Source organism: Pseudomonas hygromyciniae, from assembly GCF_016925675.1.
Classification (GTDB): Bacteria; Pseudomonadota; Gammaproteobacteria; order Pseudomonadales; family Pseudomonadaceae; genus Aquipseudomonas; species Aquipseudomonas hygromyciniae.
In genome coordinates this window covers 4,640,742-4,657,561 of sequence record NZ_CP070506.1, presented here as the reverse complement: position 1 = coordinate 4,657,561, position 16,820 = coordinate 4,640,742, and the positions used below count along the sequence as shown (strand labels likewise).

The following is a 16,820-nucleotide window of genomic DNA, read 5'->3' as shown; positions in this document are numbered from 1 at the left end:
AACAGCGCATGCTGTGAACAGCTTAGGCTTAGCTGTACAGCTGTGTTGTTTATAAAAGACCTTAGGTCAAAAGGGCAGGAGTGGTTGATGGGTCAGGCAAATAGTCAGGCGGCGGATGCCGGGCATTCCAGCGCAAAGCCAATCGGCATGTTGGTGGCAGCTGTCGGGGTGGTCTACGGCGATATCGGTACCAGCCCGCTCTACACCCTTAAAGAGGTGTTTTCTGGCAACTATGGGGTTCAGGTCAATCATGATGGGGTGCTGGGGATCCTGGCGCTGATCTTCTGGTCGCTGATCTGGGTGGTGTCGATCAAGTACATGTTGTTCGTGCTGCGCGCCGACAACCAAGGTGAGGGCGGCATCATGGCCCTTACCGCACTGGCACGACGGGCGGCCGGCAATCACCCGCGGTTGCGCAGTTTCCTGGTGGTGTGCGGCTTGTGCGGTGCGGCGCTGTTCTATGGCGACAGCATGATCACCCCGGCGATTTCGGTATTGTCGGCGATCGAGGGCCTGGAGCTGGCGTTCGATGGCCTGGAGCATTGGGTCGTGCCCGTGGCGCTGGTGGTGCTGGTGGGGTTGTTCCTGATCCAGAAGCACGGGACAGACCGCATCGGCAAGCTGTTCGGGCCGGTGATGGTCACCTGGTTCCTGGTTCTTGGCAGCCTGGGCATCTATGGCATCGTCCAGCATCCCGAAGTGCTCAATGCGATGAACCCGATGTGGGGCGTGCGTTTCTTCATGGTTCATCCGGGTATCGGCGTGGCGATCCTTGGCGCGGTGGTGCTGGCCTTGACCGGCGCCGAGGCGCTCTATGCCGACATGGGCCACTTTGGCCGCAAACCCATTGCTCGCGCCTGGTTCATCCTGGTGCTGCCGGCCCTGGTGCTCAACTATTTTGGCCAGGGCGCGATGTTGCTGGGCGACCCTGAAGCTGCGCGCAACCCGTTCTACCTGCTGGCGCCAAGCTGGGCATTGCTGCCGCTGGTGGGCTTGTCCACCCTGGCGACGGTAATTGCTTCCCAGGCGGTGATTTCCGGTGCGTTCTCGTTGACGCGCCAGGCGATCCAGCTGGGTTACATCCCGCGCATGCATATCCAGCACACCTCCAGCGCCGAACAGGGCCAGATCTATATTGGCGCGGTGAACTGGTCGCTGATGGTCGGTGTGATCCTGCTGGTGCTGGGCTTCGAGTCCTCGGGCGCCCTGGCCTCGGCTTATGGCGTGGCCGTGACCGGGACTATGCTGATGACCACCATCCTCGTCTCCGCCGTGATGCTGCTGCTGTGGAAATGGCCGCCGGTATTGGCAGTGCCTGTTTTGCTGGGCTTTTTGCTGGTGGATGGCCTGTTCTTCGCGGCCAACGTGCCGAAAGTCGTGCAGGGCGGCGCGTTCCCGGTGCTGGCGGGGATCGTGCTGTTTGTGTTGATGACCACCTGGAAGCGCGGTAAGCAATTGCTGGTGGAGCGCCTGGACGAGGGCGGGCTGCCGCTGCCGATCTTTATCAGCAGCATCCGCGTGCAACCGCCCCATCGCGTACAGGGCACGGCGGTGTTCCTCACCGCCCGCCCGGACGCGGTGCCCCACGCCTTGTTGCACAACCTGCTGCACAACCAGGTGCTGCACGAGCAAGTGGTGCTGTTGACGGTGGTCTATGAAGACATCCCGCGCGTCCCGGCCCAGCGCCGCTTCGAGGTGGACTCTTACGGTGACGGCTTCTTCCGGGTGATCCTGCACTTCGGCTTTACCGACGAGCCGGACGTGCCCGAAGCCCTGAAGCTGTGTCACTTGGATGATCTGGACTTCAGCCCTATGCGCACTACGTACTTCCTCAGCCGAGAGACGGTCATCGCCTCCAAGCTCGAGGGCATGGCGCGCTGGCGTGAAGGGTTGTTCGCCTTCATGCTGAAGAACGCCAACGGCAACCTGCGCTTCTTCAAGCTGCCGGTGAACCGGGTGATTGAGCTGGGCACCCAGGTAGAAATGTAACCCAACAAAAAGCCCCCGTTGCCGTGCGGCAGCGGGGGCTTTTTAGTGCCTGAGGAAACTGGCTCCTACAGGATGGGCGATTACTCGGCCTTGGCCTGGCGCTTCTCGATGATATCCACCAAGCGTTTGGCCAGTGCCGGGTAGTTCTCGTCGAAGTGATGGCCGCCCGGTAGCTTCATGGCTTCACCCACCGCAGTCTTGTCGGTACAGCCACTCTCGTCGACTTCTTCCTCGCCGTAGATGCACACCACCTTGGCGGCTGGCAGCTTGGCCATTTCCGGGCCGGTGGCGGCTTCCTTGCCGGCATTGCCCAGCCAGCCTTCCACTTCGATCTCAAAGCTGCCGGTGCGAGCGAAGGCCAGCAGGATAATAGCGTCTACCCGTTGCTGCTCGGCTTCCGGCAGGCGGTTGTAGATGGCCGGCAGCACATCGGCACCGAACGAATAGCCGGTCAGTACAAAGCGCTTGGTGCCCCATTTTTGCCGATAGTGCTGCATCAGCTCGCTCAGGTCCTTGGCACTCTGCTCCGGGCTTTTGTGCTGCCAGTAGTAGCGCAGGGTATCGACGCCGACCACCGGATAACCGATCTTCGCCATCTCGCCGGCCACGTCGCGGTCCAGGTCGCGCCAGCCGCCGTCGCCGGAAAGGAACAGGGTCACGGTGTCCTTGGCCTGGCCGGCCGGTACTTCAACCACCGGGATCGCCAGGCCGCCATTGTCCGAACCCACCAGTTGCTTGCGCAGTTCGTTGTTCAGTACTTGTGGGTAGTTGATGTCGTAGTCGCTGATGCTGGTGGTGGCACGCGGGGTGTCGCGTACGAAGCTAGCACTTTCGTCGTCAGGGTTATCGTTCCAGGCCACCAACCAGTTGCCGTGGGCGGCGGTCTTGGGCAGTGGGTCCTTGCAGCCTTCCTGGACCAGGGCGAAGCCCACGGAGATGGCATTGGCCTTGTCGTCGTTCTGCGTTGCCAGCCAGCGCCAGGCCAGCGCGGCGCCAGGGCCGATGCCGCTGACCAGGGTGGCGGGGCCCTTGAGCTGGCCGAGGGCCGCCTGCAAGGCTTGCTCCTGCAGCTTGCAATCGTCCTTGGGCAGGATCACTTGCACGATCTGCGCGCTGCCGCCCTGGCTCAGGGCAATCAGTTGGCTGTCGGTCAGGCTGGCGTCGGCCATCACGGCTACCGCTACACGGGCCTTGGCGCTGGTGCCAGGGGTCACACGGGTCATGGTCGAGCCGTCGGCCTGGGGCAGTTGTTCCAGGGTCGGTTGAGGGGCGGGGCGATTCCAGTACCAGTAGCCGCCACCGAGGATCAGGGCCAGCACCACCAGGCTTGCCAATACATACCGCCAGGAGCGTCGAATCATCAGCGTTTCACCAATCCAGTCAAGCCGCCTGCGATCAGGGCGGCGGTATCGGCCAGTGCCACCAGCGGATCAAGTCCTGCGGGCACGGCCATGTAACGAGGTTCCCAGTCAGGCTGGAACTTGTCTTTGAAGCGGCGTAAACCTTGGAAGTTATACAGTTGCTCGCCACGGCGGAACACCATCGAGCCCAGGCGCTGGGTCAGCGGTGCGCCACGGCGCGGTTGCAGGCCCGACAACGGCACCATGCCAAGGCTGAAGCGTGCATAGTTGTGGCTCTTATAGTGCTGGATCAAGCCGATCATCATGAACTCCATGGTCAGCTTTGGCGCCTCGGGATGCGCACGCATCAGGTCCAGGCTGGCCAGGTCATGGCTGTAGGTCTCCAGCAGGTTGGCGAACGCCACCGGCTGCCCTTCGAAGCGAATCACCGCAATGCGAAAGTGCTTGAGGTATTCGTCGCTGAAACGTCCCAGGGAGAAGCCTTTTTCGCGCACATTCTTACCCGTCAACCAGGCATCGGAGATGACTTTCAGCGCCGCCATCGGCGCCTGGCCCGGCTCGAAGATTTCCAGGGACAGGCCGTCCCGCGTCCCGCGGTTCCAGGTGTAGCGCAGGTCTTTCATCTCCTTGCCCTTGGCCTCCAGGTCAAAGCGCTTGAGATCGACCCGGGCTTCTTCGCCCAGCTTGATCGCGGTCAGGCCGATGTCCATATAGAAGGGCAGGTTCTCCGCGCGCACCTGGTAGAACACCGGGCGGGCGTGGTGAATGTCGCAGAGGTCGCGGAACTGCCAGATCATCTCGGCCCGTGGCTGGGTCGGGCCGATCGGGTCGTACAGCGCCACCAGGCTGCGGCCGCGACGGGCGTACATCAGGAACGCTTCGTCGTTGGGGTGAAACAGCAGGGCCTTGTCGCCGGTCAGTGCCAGGCCGCCGTCGGGTTGCGACGAGGCCATCAGGATCTTGGTGGCACGTTCCAGCTCATCGGCGGTTGGCAGGTGGATCACTGGGCGGGCGGTGCGCAACAGCCAGGTCAGCGACACAATTACCAGCAGGATGGCGGCGCCCAGCAGCGAGCGCAGGCCGCGCGGGGCGTTGGCGTCGAGGGTGAATTGCCACCACAGTTGATGACTATAAGGTACATCCTGATAGGCAAATAGCAGCAGCCAGATCGACGCACCCAGCACGCACACGCTGGCCACCAGGTACAGCGGCGAAAACGGCAGCTCGGTCAGGCGGCTGGCGCGGTAGAACGAGCGCCGGAAGATCGCCAGCAGCACCGCAGTGGTGGTCATCAGGCTGGCTTCTTCCCAGTCGAAGCCTTTGAGCAGTGAGAGCAGGGCGCCCACCAGCAACAGCACCATGGTCAGCATCCAGGCTGCCGACAGGCGTCGACGCAGGCCCTGGGCCAGTAACAGGCACAGCACGCCGATCAGGCTGGCGCCAAAGTGCGAGGCGTCAATCAGGCGGTGGGGAATCAGGAAGCCGATGTTTTCCAGGCGTGAGTCAATTTCTGGGGTGGCGCCGGAGAACAGCAGCACCACCCCGGACAAAAAAACCAGCACGGCCAACACCGGTGCCGCGAGACCCGAGGCCACCCGCAGGCTGTGCTGGGTTTGGAACAGGCGTTGAGCTTCGTTGATCAGCAGAAGGATGCACGCGATCAATAGTGGCAGTACCACATAGATCATGCGGTACAGCAGCAGGGCGGCGGCCAGCGGCGCGGCGCCGAGCTTGTCGGCAAACGCGGCCAGCAGGATCGCTTCGAACACGCCGACACCGCCCGGTACATGGCTGAGCACGCCCGCCGCGAGCGCCAGCAGGTACACCAGCAGGAACGGGCCGAACGGTGGGGCTTCCGGCAGCAACATATAGAGAACGGTAGCGGCGGCAGCGACGTCCAGGGCGGTAATGATCAGTTGCAGGAAGGTCAGGCGGCGCCCAGGGAGGCGCAAAGTGCGGCGGCCAGCCTTGACCAGCAGGTTGTCGGGGTAGGGTTGTTCGGGCAGGCGGCGGCGATAGATCCCGATACACAACACGGCCGAGAGCAACAACACCGCACCTGCGATCCCGCCAAGCAGCACTGCGGGCAAGTGCAGGGCGTTGGAAGCGGCTGGCAGGTTGCTCAAGGTCGCCAGGGCGGCGAGTGGCGGCAAGGCGCAGCCCAAGGCCAGGCTGGCAAATACGGTCATGCGGGCCACTTCCGAAGCGCCGATGCCATGCCGTGCATATAGACGGTAGCGCACCGAGCCGCCGGACAGCATCGATAGGCCAATCGCATTGCCGATGGCGAATGCAGTAAAACCGCCGTAGGCCAGGGTCCTGGCGGGAAGTTTTACTCCGGCGTAGCGTGCGCCGGAAAATTCGTAGCCCAATAGAATGATGAACCCGGCGATCGCGGCGGCAAAGGCACCCAGCAGGGAAGGCTTCGGTACTTCCAGGATCGAATCGTGGAGGGCGTACAGATCCAGCTCTAGCAGCAAGTGGCGGCAGGCGATCAAGGCGATTGCAAACAGCAGCAGCGTGACCGCCAACCCAATGGGTTGCCGATACTTGCTCAACAGATCCAGCCAGCGCAGGCGGGTGGGCGCGATCGGTTGTGTAGCTGTGACGGTGTCTTGTGGTTCAGACGAATTGGCGCGCATCAATCACCTCTTGGATTGTGCGCGACAGGATGGGGGTATCCAGCCAAGTTACCAATCCCTATGTACAAAATAATTACAAATAGTAACGCGGATCACCGGGTCAGGCGACAGCGTCCATTGGTCGCGCAAGGATGTGCTCGGCACTTGAGCATAGTCCTGAAATGGAAGGACTTCGAAACCCGCGCGCGGTTTCATGAAAGATGCCATGCCATTGTTTCAAAAGAACTTTTTCTACAGATACAAAAAAGGCCACTCTTTCGAGTAGCCTTTTTTGATGTTTGGTTGCGGGAGCCGGATTTGAACCGACGACCTTCGGGTTATGAGCCCGACGAGCTACCAGACTGCTCCATCCCGCGTCTGTGGGCGGCATTCTACAGCGCAGCGACGAGGTGTCAACCGTTAATGACATAAAGGGCAAAATAACTGCGAATCAGCCTAAGTGCTCGATTGAAAACGAGTTTTCACTGTAGGCGCGAGCTTACTCGGGAAAAGCTCAAGGGCGGCGGGTTGATGCTGGATGTGCGCGTTATCGTTGACGACCTTCGCGAGCAAGCTCGCTCCTACAGGACGGGAAGGAAATCGACGCGCACAAAAAAGGCCACTCTTTCGAGTAGCCTTTTTTGATGTTTGGTTGCGGGAGCCGGATTTGAACCGACGACCTTCGGGTTATGAGCCCGACGAGCTACCAGACTGCTCCATCCCGCGTCTGTGTGTCGGCATTCTACAGAGGAATGACGGTGTGTCAACCGCTGATTTCAAGAAAAGCGCTTGTGCTTCAATCGCTTAGCTCTCAAAGAGGGGCGCTGGAAGGGTTTGAGGCCAGTCTGGCCGTGGCTTCCAGCTCTATTGAGGGGAGCCTTTCGATTGAGAAAATGAATTCATCAAGATTTTTTCCGACTGCTTTGTCAGATGATTCAAAGTACTGGTGCTATATACAGGTGTGAATGCGATACTGGCGATCCGTCTACTTTATGTCCCGATCACGCCTCCCTTTATATGACGCAGCGCAAAATCATCCATGTCGACTGTGATTGTTTCTACGCTGCCATCGAAATGCGGGATAACCCGAGCCTGGCGCAAAAGCCGCTGGCGGTAGGGGGCTCGGCTGATCGGCGCGGGGTGATCGCTACCTGCAACTACGAGGCCCGGGCCTACGGCGTGCGTTCGGCGATGTCGTCGCGCCATGCGTTGAAGCTCTGCCCTGACCTGACCATCGTCAAGCCGCGCATGGATGCCTATAAAGAAGCGTCCAAGGAAATCCACACGATTTTCCGCGATTACACCGATCTGATCGAGCCGTTGTCTCTGGACGAGGCTTACCTGGATGTTTCCGACTGCGCGCATTTTGGCGGCAGCGCCACGCGCATCGCCCAGGATATCCGTCGGCGCGTTTCCAATCAGTTGCACATCACGGTTTCTGCGGGGGTGGCACCCAACAAGTTTCTGGCCAAGATCGCCAGCGACTGGAAAAAGCCCAATGGACTGTTTGTGATCACCCCGGACCAGGTGGAAGATTTCGTATCGCAGTTGCCAGTCAGCAAGCTGCACGGCGTTGGCAAGGTCACCGCCGACAAGCTGGCACGCCTGGGGATTGAGGATTGCCTGCAATTGCGCGAGTGGAACAAGCTGGCGCTGGTGCGCGAATTCGGCAGCTTTGGTGAGCGCTTATGGAGTTTGGCGCGTGGGATTGATGATCGTGCGGTGCATAACGACAGTCGCCGGCAATCGATCAGCGTGGAGAACACCTACGATGTCGATCTGCCGGACCTGCCCAGTTGCCTGGAAAAGCTGCCGGAACTGATGGAAACACTGGCTGGGCGCATGCAGCGTATCGACAGCAGTTATCGGCCGGGCAAACCCTTTGTCAAAGTGAAGTTCCACGACTTTACCCAGACCACCCTGGAGCAGGCGGGGGCGGGGCGGGATCTGGAGAGCTATCGGCAGTTGCTGACCCAGGCGTTCAATCGGGGCGGTAAGCCGGTGCGGTTGCTGGGGATTGGTGTGCGGTTGCTCGATTTGAGCGTGGGAAATGAACAACTGGAACTGTCCCTGTAGGAGCCGGCAAGCCGGCTCCTACAGAGGGTCAGCGGGTGCCGGGGTCGGCCACCAGTCGGCCGCCATCCTTGGTCAGGGCCTTGAGAAATTCCTGCTGCAATTCGGGATCATTGCGCGTCAGTTCAATCAGGCTCTGTTCCAGCTCGCTGGCTTCTTCTTCCAGACCCAGCTCCGACAAGCGCTTGACCCGATGTACCCATTGGCTGACTTCGTCATCCTCCAAGTCGTCGTAGATCAGCGTATGGGCCTCCAGCAGCTTGCCACGCAGGGTGGTGCTGATGGCCAGGGATGCGTCCGAATGCACATCGTCCTGGGCATCTTCAATGCTGATCCGCAAGGTACGGACCTGGCTCAGGTCTTGTTCGGCAAACGGGCTGTCCAGCAGGTTCAGGCGCAGGACTCCGTTGCGGTCGGTGGTCATCTCGTGGGTCTGCTTGCCGGCCTTTACCTGCACCGGTCGCTCGCTCCAGGGCAGGCTGGTGTACTCCAGGCGTCGGTCACGCTGGATTTCATCGATGCCCGCCAGGTTCTGTTGCGCCCGACCATGGGACTGCACGTTCATGAACGGGTTGAGCCCGGCCACGCCGTAACTGATCCAGTCGTGGGTCATGCTGTCCGGCAGGTTGCCCAGGGCAAAGATGTTCGCCACGTTGGCCCCAGCGCCCGCCACAACTGCCACGGCGCCCAGCGGGATCTCATAGAGTTCGCGCCAGGGTTGGTAGGGCGTGTAGCGATCATAGTGGCGCGTGACTTCAAATTCAGTGACTTCGAAAGTCCGCTGTTCATGAATGCGCACGCGGCGTTGTGGCAGCTCGAGCACTTTGGGTTCGCCGACATCAATCTGCAGGCTGTGGTCGAGCAATTTGCGCTCGATCCGTTCCTCGTGCTCGCTACGCTGCGACATCTGATTGGCGCAGCCGCTGACCAGCAGGGCGCCGCACAAGGCGGCGCCCCCCAGGGCTTTGGTGTTTCGCTTGAACATGACTTCTCTTGATCTGGTTTTCAGCGACGAATACGCGCCTGAAGGAAGGGCAGCACGTCAGCCACCGGCAACGGTTGGGCTTGGGCTTCGGTCCGGCTCTTGTATTCCAGATTGCCATCGGCCAGGCCGCGGTCACTGACCACGATCCGGTGAGGGATGCCAATCAGTTCCATGTCGGCAAACTTGATGCCCGGGCTGGTCTTCTTGTCGCGATCATCGAGCAGCACCTCGAAACCGGCGGCCGTCAGTTCGGCGTACAGTTTGTCGGTGGCTTCGCGAACCTGCTCGGTTTCGTAGCGCAGGGGTACCAGGGCGATCTGGAACGGCGCCAAAGTGTCGCTCCAGATGATGCCTTTGTCGTCGTGGTTCTGCTCGATGGCAGCCGCCACCACGCGGGAAACGCCAATGCCATAGCAACCCATTTCCAGGGTTACCGGCTTGCCGTTTTCGCCCAGTACTTCGCACTTCATCGCCTTGCTGTACTTGTTGCCCAGCTGGAAGATGTGCCCCACTTCGATACCGCGCTTGATTTCCAGGGTGCCCTTGCCATCCGGGCTTGGGTCACCGGCAACCACGTTGCGCAGGTCGGCCACGGTCGGTACTGGCAGGTCACGTTCCCAGTTGACGCCAAAGTAGTGCTTGTCGTCGATATTCGCACCGATGCCGAAGTCGCTCATCAGCTCGACGGAACGGTCGATGATGATCGGCAGTGGCAGGTTCAGCGGGCCCAGGGAGCCAGCGCCGGCGCCAATGGCGTCACGCAGTTCGGCGTCCGAGGCCATGACCAGCGGGCTGGCCACGCCAGGTTGCTGGGCAGCCTTGATTTCGTTGAGCTCGTGGTCGCCACGGATCACCAGAGCGATCAGCTTGCCTTCTTCCTCGGCATGTACGATCAGGGTCTTGATGGTCTTTTCAATCGGCAGATTGAATTTCTCGACCAGGGCCGCGATGGTCTTGGTGTCTGGGGTATCGACCAGGCGCAGCTCTTCAGCCGGCGCCGGACGGGAAGTTTCCCGTGGCACGGCTTCGGCTTTCTCGATGTTGGCTGCGTAGTCGGAGCCGTCGCTGAAGACGATATCGTCTTCGCCGGACTCTGCCAGTACGTGGAACTCATGGGAGCCCGCGCCGCCGATGGAACCGTTATCCGCTTCGACTGGGCGGAACTTCAGGCCCAGGCGAGTGAACACGTTGCAATAGGCCTGGTGCATGCGGTCATAGGTGACTTGCAGCGAAGGCTGGTCGGCGTGGAACGAATAGGCGTCCTTCATGATGAATTCGCGGCCACGCATCAAACCGAAGCGTGGGCGGATTTCGTCACGGAACTTGGTCTGGATCTGATACAGGTTGAGGGGCAGCTGTTTGTAGCTGCTCAACTCGTTGCGCATCAGGTCGGTGATCACTTCTTCATGGGTCGGGCCTGCGCAGAAGTCGCGGCCATGACGATCCTTGAAGCGCAACAATTCCGGGCCGTACTCTTCCCAGCGCCCGGATTCCTGCCACAGTTCAGCCGGTTGAGTGCTCGGCATCAACACTTCCAGAGAGCCGGCGGCGTTCATTTCTTCGCGAACGATCGCTTCGACCTTGCGCATCACCTTCAAGCCCATGGGCAGCCAGGTGTACAGGCCGGAGGCCAGTTTGCGGATCATACCGGCGCGCAGCATCAGCTGGTGGCTGATCACGACCGCGTCGGAAGGCGTTTCTTTCTGTGTGGCGAGCAAATATTGACTGGTGCGCATGGTAGGCCGTTGTCGGTTGCTTGGACTTGAAGTGACCTGGGATTGTACGGGCGGTCGCCGCCAGAGTACAGGCATTGGCTTTATGTGGGAGCTGGCTTGCCTGCGATGCAGGCGCCTCGGTGTGTCAGGCAAACCGCAGTGATGCTATCGCGGGCAAGCCCGCTCCCATGCAAGCCAGTCCAGCAGGTATCAGCCTTCTTCGGGCGGGTTAAAACGGATCCGTCGGCTTTCCTGGTACCAATGCAGGGCAATCAGCAGCAGCGTCGGCACGCCGAGTAGCGCGGTAATCAGGAAGAAGTTGTGATAGCCGAACTTTTCCACCATGACTCCCGAGTAACCGCCGATCAGCCGTGGCAACAGCAACATGATCGAGCTGAGCAGGGCGTACTGGGTGGCGGAGAACTTCAGGTTGGTCAGACTCGATAGATAAGCGACGAACGCCGAGGTCGCCAGGCCTGAGCTGAAGTTGTCCAGGGAGATGGTGAAGATCAGCATCTGCAGGTCGGCGCCCATGTCGGCCAGCATCAGGAACAGCAGGTTGGTGCCGGCCGAGGTGATGCCGCCGATAAACAGGATCGGCAGGATGCCGAACCGCACGATCAACAGGCCGCCCATACCGGCGCCGACCAGGGTCATGATCAGACCGAAGATCTTGCTGACGCTGGCGATCTGATCCTTGGTGAACCCCTGGTCGATATAGAACACGTTGGCCATCACGCCCATCACCGTGTCCGACATGCGGTAGGTGGCGATCAGCCCCAGCAGCAGCAGGGCCTGCCAGCGGTAGCGCAGGATAAAGTCGTTGACCGGCGTCAGCACCGGCGCCAGGCCTCGGCGGCCCATGGCCGAGAGGCATAGGGCGGTGAGGGTGATATAGAGGATGGCGCGCAGGAATGCGCGGTCTTCCAGCAGCAGGTCGAGCAGGCTCACGCCTTCGAACAGCACGCTGGCAAAGTCGGTGTTGTAGAGCTGGGTGAACATCGCCGGTACCGACACCAACAGGATGATCAGTACAAATACCGACATCAGTTGGTGGGCAAACGTATAGCGCCCGGCCTGCAACTGGGTGCGCAGGGGCACATCGGGTTCACGCATGAAAAAGCTGGTCAGCAGGGCGGGGATCATCAGCACGCCGAACAGTACATAGGTGCCGGTCCATGCCGAATGCTTGTAGTTGAACCCCGTGGAGCCAAAGCCTTCGGCAAAGAACAGCGCGCCGGCGGTGGCTAGCAGGGCGGCGATGCGGTAGCCGGACATATAGCTGGCGGCCAGGGCGGCCTGGCGGCTGTCATCGGCGATTTCCAGACGATAGGCGTCCACCGCAATGTCTTGGGTTGCGGAGGCAAATGCGACGATAACGGCAATGGCGATCAGCCAGGACAGGTGTTTCTGCGGGTCGCAGAAGCCCATGCCGATCAAACCGAGAATCACCAGGGATTGGGACAGCACCAGCCAGGAACGACGACGTCCCAGCTTGCCCAACAGCGGCAGGCGCCATTGGTCCAACAGCGGTGACCAGACCCACTTGAACGCATACGCCAGGCCGATCAGGCTCGCATAGCCGATGGTCTCGCGTGCCACACCGGCTTCGCGCAACCAGACCGAAAGCGTCGAGAACACCAACATGTAAGGCAGGCCGGCGGCAAAGCCGAGCAGTAACAGCACTAAAGTCGAGGGGCTGGCATAGGCAGCGAGCGCGGCGCGCCAGGTTTTACGGGGCATGGGCTGGAGTCTGCCTCAGATTTACGGAAACAAAGCGCGCACTCTAACCGCTGTGCTCTACCGGGCGCCAGCCATGGCGCTGAATATCAACGCGATTGTTCAGGATACTGACACCTTCGCTACGCAAACGCGCACGTTGTTCATCACCCGAAGCGCTGCCCACCGGCAGACTTATCCGACCGCCGGCGGCGACAACCCGATGCCAGGGCAACTTCGAACCCTCGGGAAGTTGGCTCAACGTGCGGCCCACGAAGCGCGCGGCACGCCCCAGTCCGGCCAGGTGCGCCAGTTCGCCGTAGCTGACTACGCAGCCTTCGGGCACTTGGGCCAAGGTCAGGTACAGCGCGGTACGGCGCATTTCGGCCGGGTTTTGCGGGGTGTCGGCGGGCTCGTTCACTGTTCAGGCGACTCTGTTGGAATTGGTCGTGGATATGTAAGAAACGTCTGTAAAAATGCCGTTGAGATTTGAACTCAATAGAAAACCTTGAGTCAGTCCTTGCTAAGACTTCAGCTACGCCGATAATGCCTCCTTTTTCGCCAAACTTGAGCCCCATAACCGCTTATGTTGTCCAGAACCCTGCTGTGCCTCGCTGTCTTTACTGCTTCTACCCCTGTGCTGGCCGATACGGTCTGGTTGAAAAACGGTGATCGCCTGACTGGCAAGATCAAGGTTTTCGACGGCGGCAAACTGTTGATCCAGACCGAATACGCGGGTGCAATCCCGGTGGACTGGAAGCAGGTGAAAACCCTGGAAAGCGACCAGGAGTTGCTGGTCAAGCAGGATGCCTACATCGGCGAAAAGGCCAAGTCCCTGCATCCGGCCGAGGATGGCAAGGTGGTCCTGGCCAACGGTGAGACGCCGAAGACGGTGGAGTTGGCCAGCATCCAGCAGATCATCAAGCCCAAGCCTGTGATCGAAGACCTGGTGTGGAAGGGCAATGTCGACGTGGCGCTGGACTACAAGCGTGCGGAAAAAGACACCGACGACTATGACATCGACTTCAAGACCACTGCCCGTCACGGCAAGTGGCGCCATATAGCCGAAGGCGAATACAACCGCGAATTCCAGAACGAGGTGGTCACCACCGATAACTGGCGCGCCGAGTACGCGCTGGACCGCTTTATTACCGACCAGTGGTTCTGGCAGGGGCGCTTGACCTACAAGCACGACAAGGTTGAAGACCTGCGTCGTCAGCGCACCGTCGGTACCGGTCCGGGTTATCAGTTCTGGGACGATGAGCTGGGGGCATTTTCCCTGGGCTCGTTGCTCAACCGCACTGACTATGAGTACAAGGACGGCGGTAACGACAACTTCTATTCCCTGGCGATGAAGTGGGACTACAACCGCTACCTGATCGGCAAGACCGTGGAGTTTTTCACCAACGGCGAAGTGGGCAAACCCCTGGCCGGTCCGGCCGACTACGCCCTCGATGCCGAAATGGGCCTGCGTTATAAAGTCACTGAATGGGCTTCCCTCAACCTCAAGGCCGAGCGCGACATCATCAGCGGCAGTTCGGACAGCGACTTGAGCAAGACCCGTTACACCGCAGGCTTTGGCGTGACCTGGTAAGCCACCCTCCTGTGGGAGCTGGCTTGCCAGCGATAGCATCATCTCGAGGTGCCTGCATCGCCGGTAAGCCAGCTCCAGACACTGGGCAGCCCTGCTATTACAACCGCAACCCGCCATCCAGCTCCAGGATGCGCCCGGTGTAGTAGTCGTTCTCGAAGATATAGGCCGCCGAGTGGGCGATCTCTTGTGGCCGGCCCATGCGCTTGAGCGGAATCCCCGACGTCATCTTCTCCAATGCTTCGGGCTTCATGCCCAGCGTCATTTCGGTTTCGATAAAGCCCGGCGCAATCCCCGCTACACGGATGCCATAACGCGCCAGTTCCTTGGCCCAGGTCACCGTCGCTGCGGCTACGCCGGCCTTGGCCGCCGAATAGTTGGTCTGGCCCACATTCCCCGCGCGGGAGATCGACGAGATGTTGATAATGGCGCCCTGGTTTTTCAGCTCGACCATCTTCGCCGCCACTTCGCGGGTGCAGAGGAAAACGCCGGTCAGATTGACGTCGATCACCGCCTGCCACTGGGCCAGGCTCATCTTGGTCATCTCGCCGTCCTTGACCTTGAGCAGCAAGCCATCGCGCAGGATTCCAGCGTTGTTGATCAAACCGTGGATCGCGCCGAAATCATCGGCGATCCGGGCCACGGTATGGATCACCTGTTCTTCATCTGCCACGTTGCATAGATAGCTGCGTGCGGTGACGCCATGGGACTGGCATGCAGCCACTGCGGCATCGAGCTTTTCCTGATTGAGGTCCACCAGCGCCAGGTGGGCACCTTTGCTTGCAAAATACTCGGCCATGGAGCGGCCCAAACCCTGGCAACCGCCGGTGATAATGATTACTTTGTCGTTGAGATGCATTCGCATGTCCTGTGAGCAGATTTAAGCGGTTGTCCAAGTCCGTTTTATGACGGATCTTATCGAAGGAGTCATAAGTTGAGCGTCCACGTTGCCAAGAATGCCCGAGAACTACTGCTCAAGGAATACCGTGGGGCGCTCGCCACACACTCCAAGGCCATGCCTGGCTTTCCCTTTGGTTCGGTGGTGCCTTATTGCCTGGACGCAGAGGGCCGGCCGCTGATCCTGATCAGCCGTATCGCCCAGCACACCCATAACCTGCAAAAAGATCCAAAATGCTCACTGCTGGTGGGCGAGCGTGAGGCGAATGACGTGCAGGCCGTCGGGCGCCTAACCTACCTGGCCGAAGCCGAAAAGCTCGCGGACGAGGCGGCCATCGCCGCTGCCGCCGAGCGTTACTACCGGTATTTCCCGGATTCGGCGAACTACCACAAGGCCCATGACTTCGATTTCTGGGTGCTCAGGCCGGTGCGTCATCGTTATATCGGCGGCTTCGGCGCGATCCACTGGGTTGACCAACTGACCCTGGCCAACCCGTTTGCTGGCAAGGCCGAGCTGAGCATGATCGAGCACATGAACAGCGATCACACCAAGGCCATTGCCCATTACGTCGAGCTGGCTGGCCTGCCGACGTTCGAGCCCGCACAACTGGTCGGCATCGACAGCGAAGGCATGCACTTGCGCATTGGCCTGGGCGTGCATTGGCTGCCCTTTGCCGCGACTTGCAATACCCCGACACAAGTGCGCGAGGCCTTGGTTTCCCTGGCTCACGCCCAGGTCTGGCCGAAAAAAGCTGTTACCGAAGCTTGAATTCACGAAAGGGCGACGTCATCTAAGGTCTAGTAGCAAGGCATTCTTGCGTTGAGGAACCATTTGATGCGCCCTTTTTTATTGCTCTTTCTGCTGTTTCCGGTGCTGGAGCTGTTCGTATTCGTCAAGGTCAGCGGGGCTATCGGGTTTTTCCCGGCGCTGCTGCTGATCATTCTCGGCTCGATGCTCGGCGTGTTCGTGCTGCGTATCGCCGGCCTGGCCACTGCACTGCGTGCCCGTGAAAGCCTGAATCGCGGCGAACTGCCAGCCCAGACGATGCTTGAAGGCCTGATGATGGCCTTGGCCGGTGGCCTGTTGATCGTGCCGGGTTTTGTCAGCGATGTGCTGGGCTTGATCCTGCTGCTGCCATTCACTCGTCGGTTGCTGGCAGGCAAGTTGCGCCAGCGTGCCGAAGAAGCGGCGATCCGCCAGCGCGCCTTTGCCGACGACCTGCAGCCACGTGGCGGCCCGGCACCTCGCCAGCCCCTGGGGCGTGAAGGTGATGTGATCGAAGGTGAGTTCGAACACCGCGACTCCAAGTAACGTCATCCCAGATAAGGCGCCTTTGGGTGCCTTGCTGACACAAAAATTTTCACTTGTGGCCCTTGTAATAAGCATATACGCCCTTATGTAACGGTCACCGCAAGGTTTCTGGTGGCGACACCAGACAGACTTCCGCGTTTCGCCTGGCGAACCGCGACCGGCACCGCCGGATTACAACCAGCCGGTACTGATACCGGCCGATGAAACTTACAATTAGGAGAGATCGACAATGAGCAAGCTTCGTCCTCTGCACGACCGCGTCGTTATCCGTCGCAGCGAAGAAGAAAAGAAAACCGCTGGCGGTATCGTTCTGCCAGGTTCGGCTGCTGAAAAAGCCAACCACGGTGTGATCGTCGCTGCAGGCCCAGGCAAGACTCTGGAAAATGGTGACGTGCGTGCGCTGGCCGTTAAAGTCGGTGACAAGGTTGTATTCGGTCCTTACTCCGGCAGCAACACTGTGAAAGTCGACGGCGAAGACCTGCTGGTTATGGCTGAGAACGAGATTCTCGCCGTTCTGGAAGACTGATTCCCCGTTCATTTTCCCGTTACTACAAAGT

13 protein-coding genes and 2 tRNA genes are annotated in these 16,820 nt (G+C 60.2%); 6 read left to right on the top strand and 9 right to left on the bottom strand.

Going from position 1 to position 16,820, the window contains the following annotated elements; genetic code table 11:
* The first annotated feature begins 87 nt into the window (after positions 1-87).
* Complete coding sequence (locus tag JTY93_RS20815) at positions 88-1,989, top strand: potassium transporter Kup (RefSeq protein WP_205476530.1); 1,902 nt, start codon at positions 88-90, stop codon at positions 1,987-1,989.
* A gap of 80 nt (positions 1,990-2,069) precedes the next feature.
* Here the strand turns inward: JTY93_RS20815 and JTY93_RS20810 are convergent, their stop codons facing one another.
* From JTY93_RS20810 to JTY93_RS20795, 4 genes are all read right to left on the bottom strand, one after another.
* The gene (locus JTY93_RS20810; RefSeq protein ID WP_205476531.1) at positions 2,070-3,350 is read right to left on the bottom strand and encodes a virulence factor family protein; all 1,281 of its coding nucleotides are present in this window, start codon (positions 3,348-3,350) and stop codon (positions 2,070-2,072) included.
* Positions 3,350-5,992, bottom strand: a complete 2,643-nt coding sequence (mprF, locus tag JTY93_RS20805) for a bifunctional lysylphosphatidylglycerol flippase/synthetase MprF (protein WP_169993792.1) — start codon at positions 5,990-5,992, stop codon at positions 3,350-3,352. The genes JTY93_RS20810 and mprF overlap by 1 nt, the downstream gene beginning before the upstream one ends.
* Positions 5,993-6,271: 279 nt before the next feature.
* Positions 6,272-6,348 (bottom strand) — tRNA-Met (locus tag JTY93_RS20800).
* A 272-nt stretch (positions 6,349-6,620) separates the two neighbouring features.
* Positions 6,621-6,697 (bottom strand) — tRNA-Met (locus JTY93_RS20795).
* Between the two features lie 291 nt (positions 6,698-6,988).
* On the opposite strand from JTY93_RS20795, the gene dinB reads away from it, so the two are divergent.
* On the top strand, positions 6,989-8,047 hold the full coding sequence (gene dinB, locus JTY93_RS20790) for a DNA polymerase IV (RefSeq protein WP_205476532.1): 1,059 nt from the start codon (positions 6,989-6,991) through the stop codon (positions 8,045-8,047).
* 28 nt (positions 8,048-8,075) lie between these two features.
* Here the strand turns inward: dinB and JTY93_RS20785 are convergent, their stop codons facing one another.
* From JTY93_RS20785 to JTY93_RS20770, 4 genes are all read right to left on the bottom strand, one after another.
* Positions 8,076-9,029, bottom strand: a complete 954-nt coding sequence (locus JTY93_RS20785; protein ID WP_205476533.1) for a hypothetical protein — start codon at positions 9,027-9,029, stop codon at positions 8,076-8,078.
* Between the two features lie 20 nt (positions 9,030-9,049).
* Positions 9,050-10,765: a proline--tRNA ligase gene (locus JTY93_RS20780; protein WP_029295351.1), complete on the bottom strand. Its 1,716-nt coding sequence runs from the start codon at positions 10,763-10,765 to the stop codon at positions 9,050-9,052.
* A 189-nt stretch (positions 10,766-10,954) separates the two neighbouring features.
* A complete protein-coding gene (locus JTY93_RS20775; RefSeq protein WP_205476534.1) occupies positions 10,955-12,487 on the bottom strand; it encodes an AmpG family muropeptide MFS transporter in 1,533 nt (510 codons plus the stop codon).
* A 43-nt stretch (positions 12,488-12,530) separates the two neighbouring features.
* Complete coding sequence (locus JTY93_RS20770; protein ID WP_169954607.1) at positions 12,531-12,884, bottom strand: MGMT family protein; 354 nt, start codon at positions 12,882-12,884, stop codon at positions 12,531-12,533.
* A 165-nt stretch (positions 12,885-13,049) separates the two neighbouring features.
* On the opposite strand from JTY93_RS20770, the gene JTY93_RS20765 reads away from it, so the two are divergent.
* The gene (locus JTY93_RS20765) at positions 13,050-14,057 is read left to right on the top strand and encodes a DUF481 domain-containing protein (protein ID WP_205476535.1); all 1,008 of its coding nucleotides are present in this window, start codon (positions 13,050-13,052) and stop codon (positions 14,055-14,057) included.
* A gap of 97 nt (positions 14,058-14,154) precedes the next feature.
* Here the strand turns inward: JTY93_RS20765 and JTY93_RS20760 are convergent, their stop codons facing one another.
* Positions 14,155-14,913 carry an SDR family oxidoreductase gene (locus tag JTY93_RS20760; protein WP_205476536.1) on the bottom strand — a complete coding sequence of 253 codons (759 nt, stop codon included), beginning with the start codon at positions 14,911-14,913 and terminating at the stop codon, positions 14,155-14,157.
* Between the two features lie 75 nt (positions 14,914-14,988).
* Between JTY93_RS20760 and JTY93_RS20755 the strand changes: the two genes are divergently transcribed.
* The 3 genes from JTY93_RS20755 to JTY93_RS20745 all read left to right on the top strand — a co-directional run bounded on the left by JTY93_RS20755 (position 14,989) and on the right by JTY93_RS20745 (position 16,789).
* Positions 14,989-15,720: a HugZ family pyridoxamine 5'-phosphate oxidase gene (locus tag JTY93_RS20755; RefSeq protein WP_205476537.1), complete on the top strand. Its 732-nt coding sequence runs from the start codon at positions 14,989-14,991 to the stop codon at positions 15,718-15,720.
* Between the two features lie 66 nt (positions 15,721-15,786).
* Complete coding sequence (locus JTY93_RS20750; RefSeq protein ID WP_057439377.1) at positions 15,787-16,263, top strand: FxsA family protein; 477 nt, start codon at positions 15,787-15,789, stop codon at positions 16,261-16,263.
* Between the two features lie 229 nt (positions 16,264-16,492).
* Positions 16,493-16,789: a co-chaperone GroES gene (locus JTY93_RS20745; protein WP_003175874.1), complete on the top strand. Its 297-nt coding sequence runs from the start codon at positions 16,493-16,495 to the stop codon at positions 16,787-16,789.
* Positions 16,790-16,820: the final 31 nt, after the last annotated feature.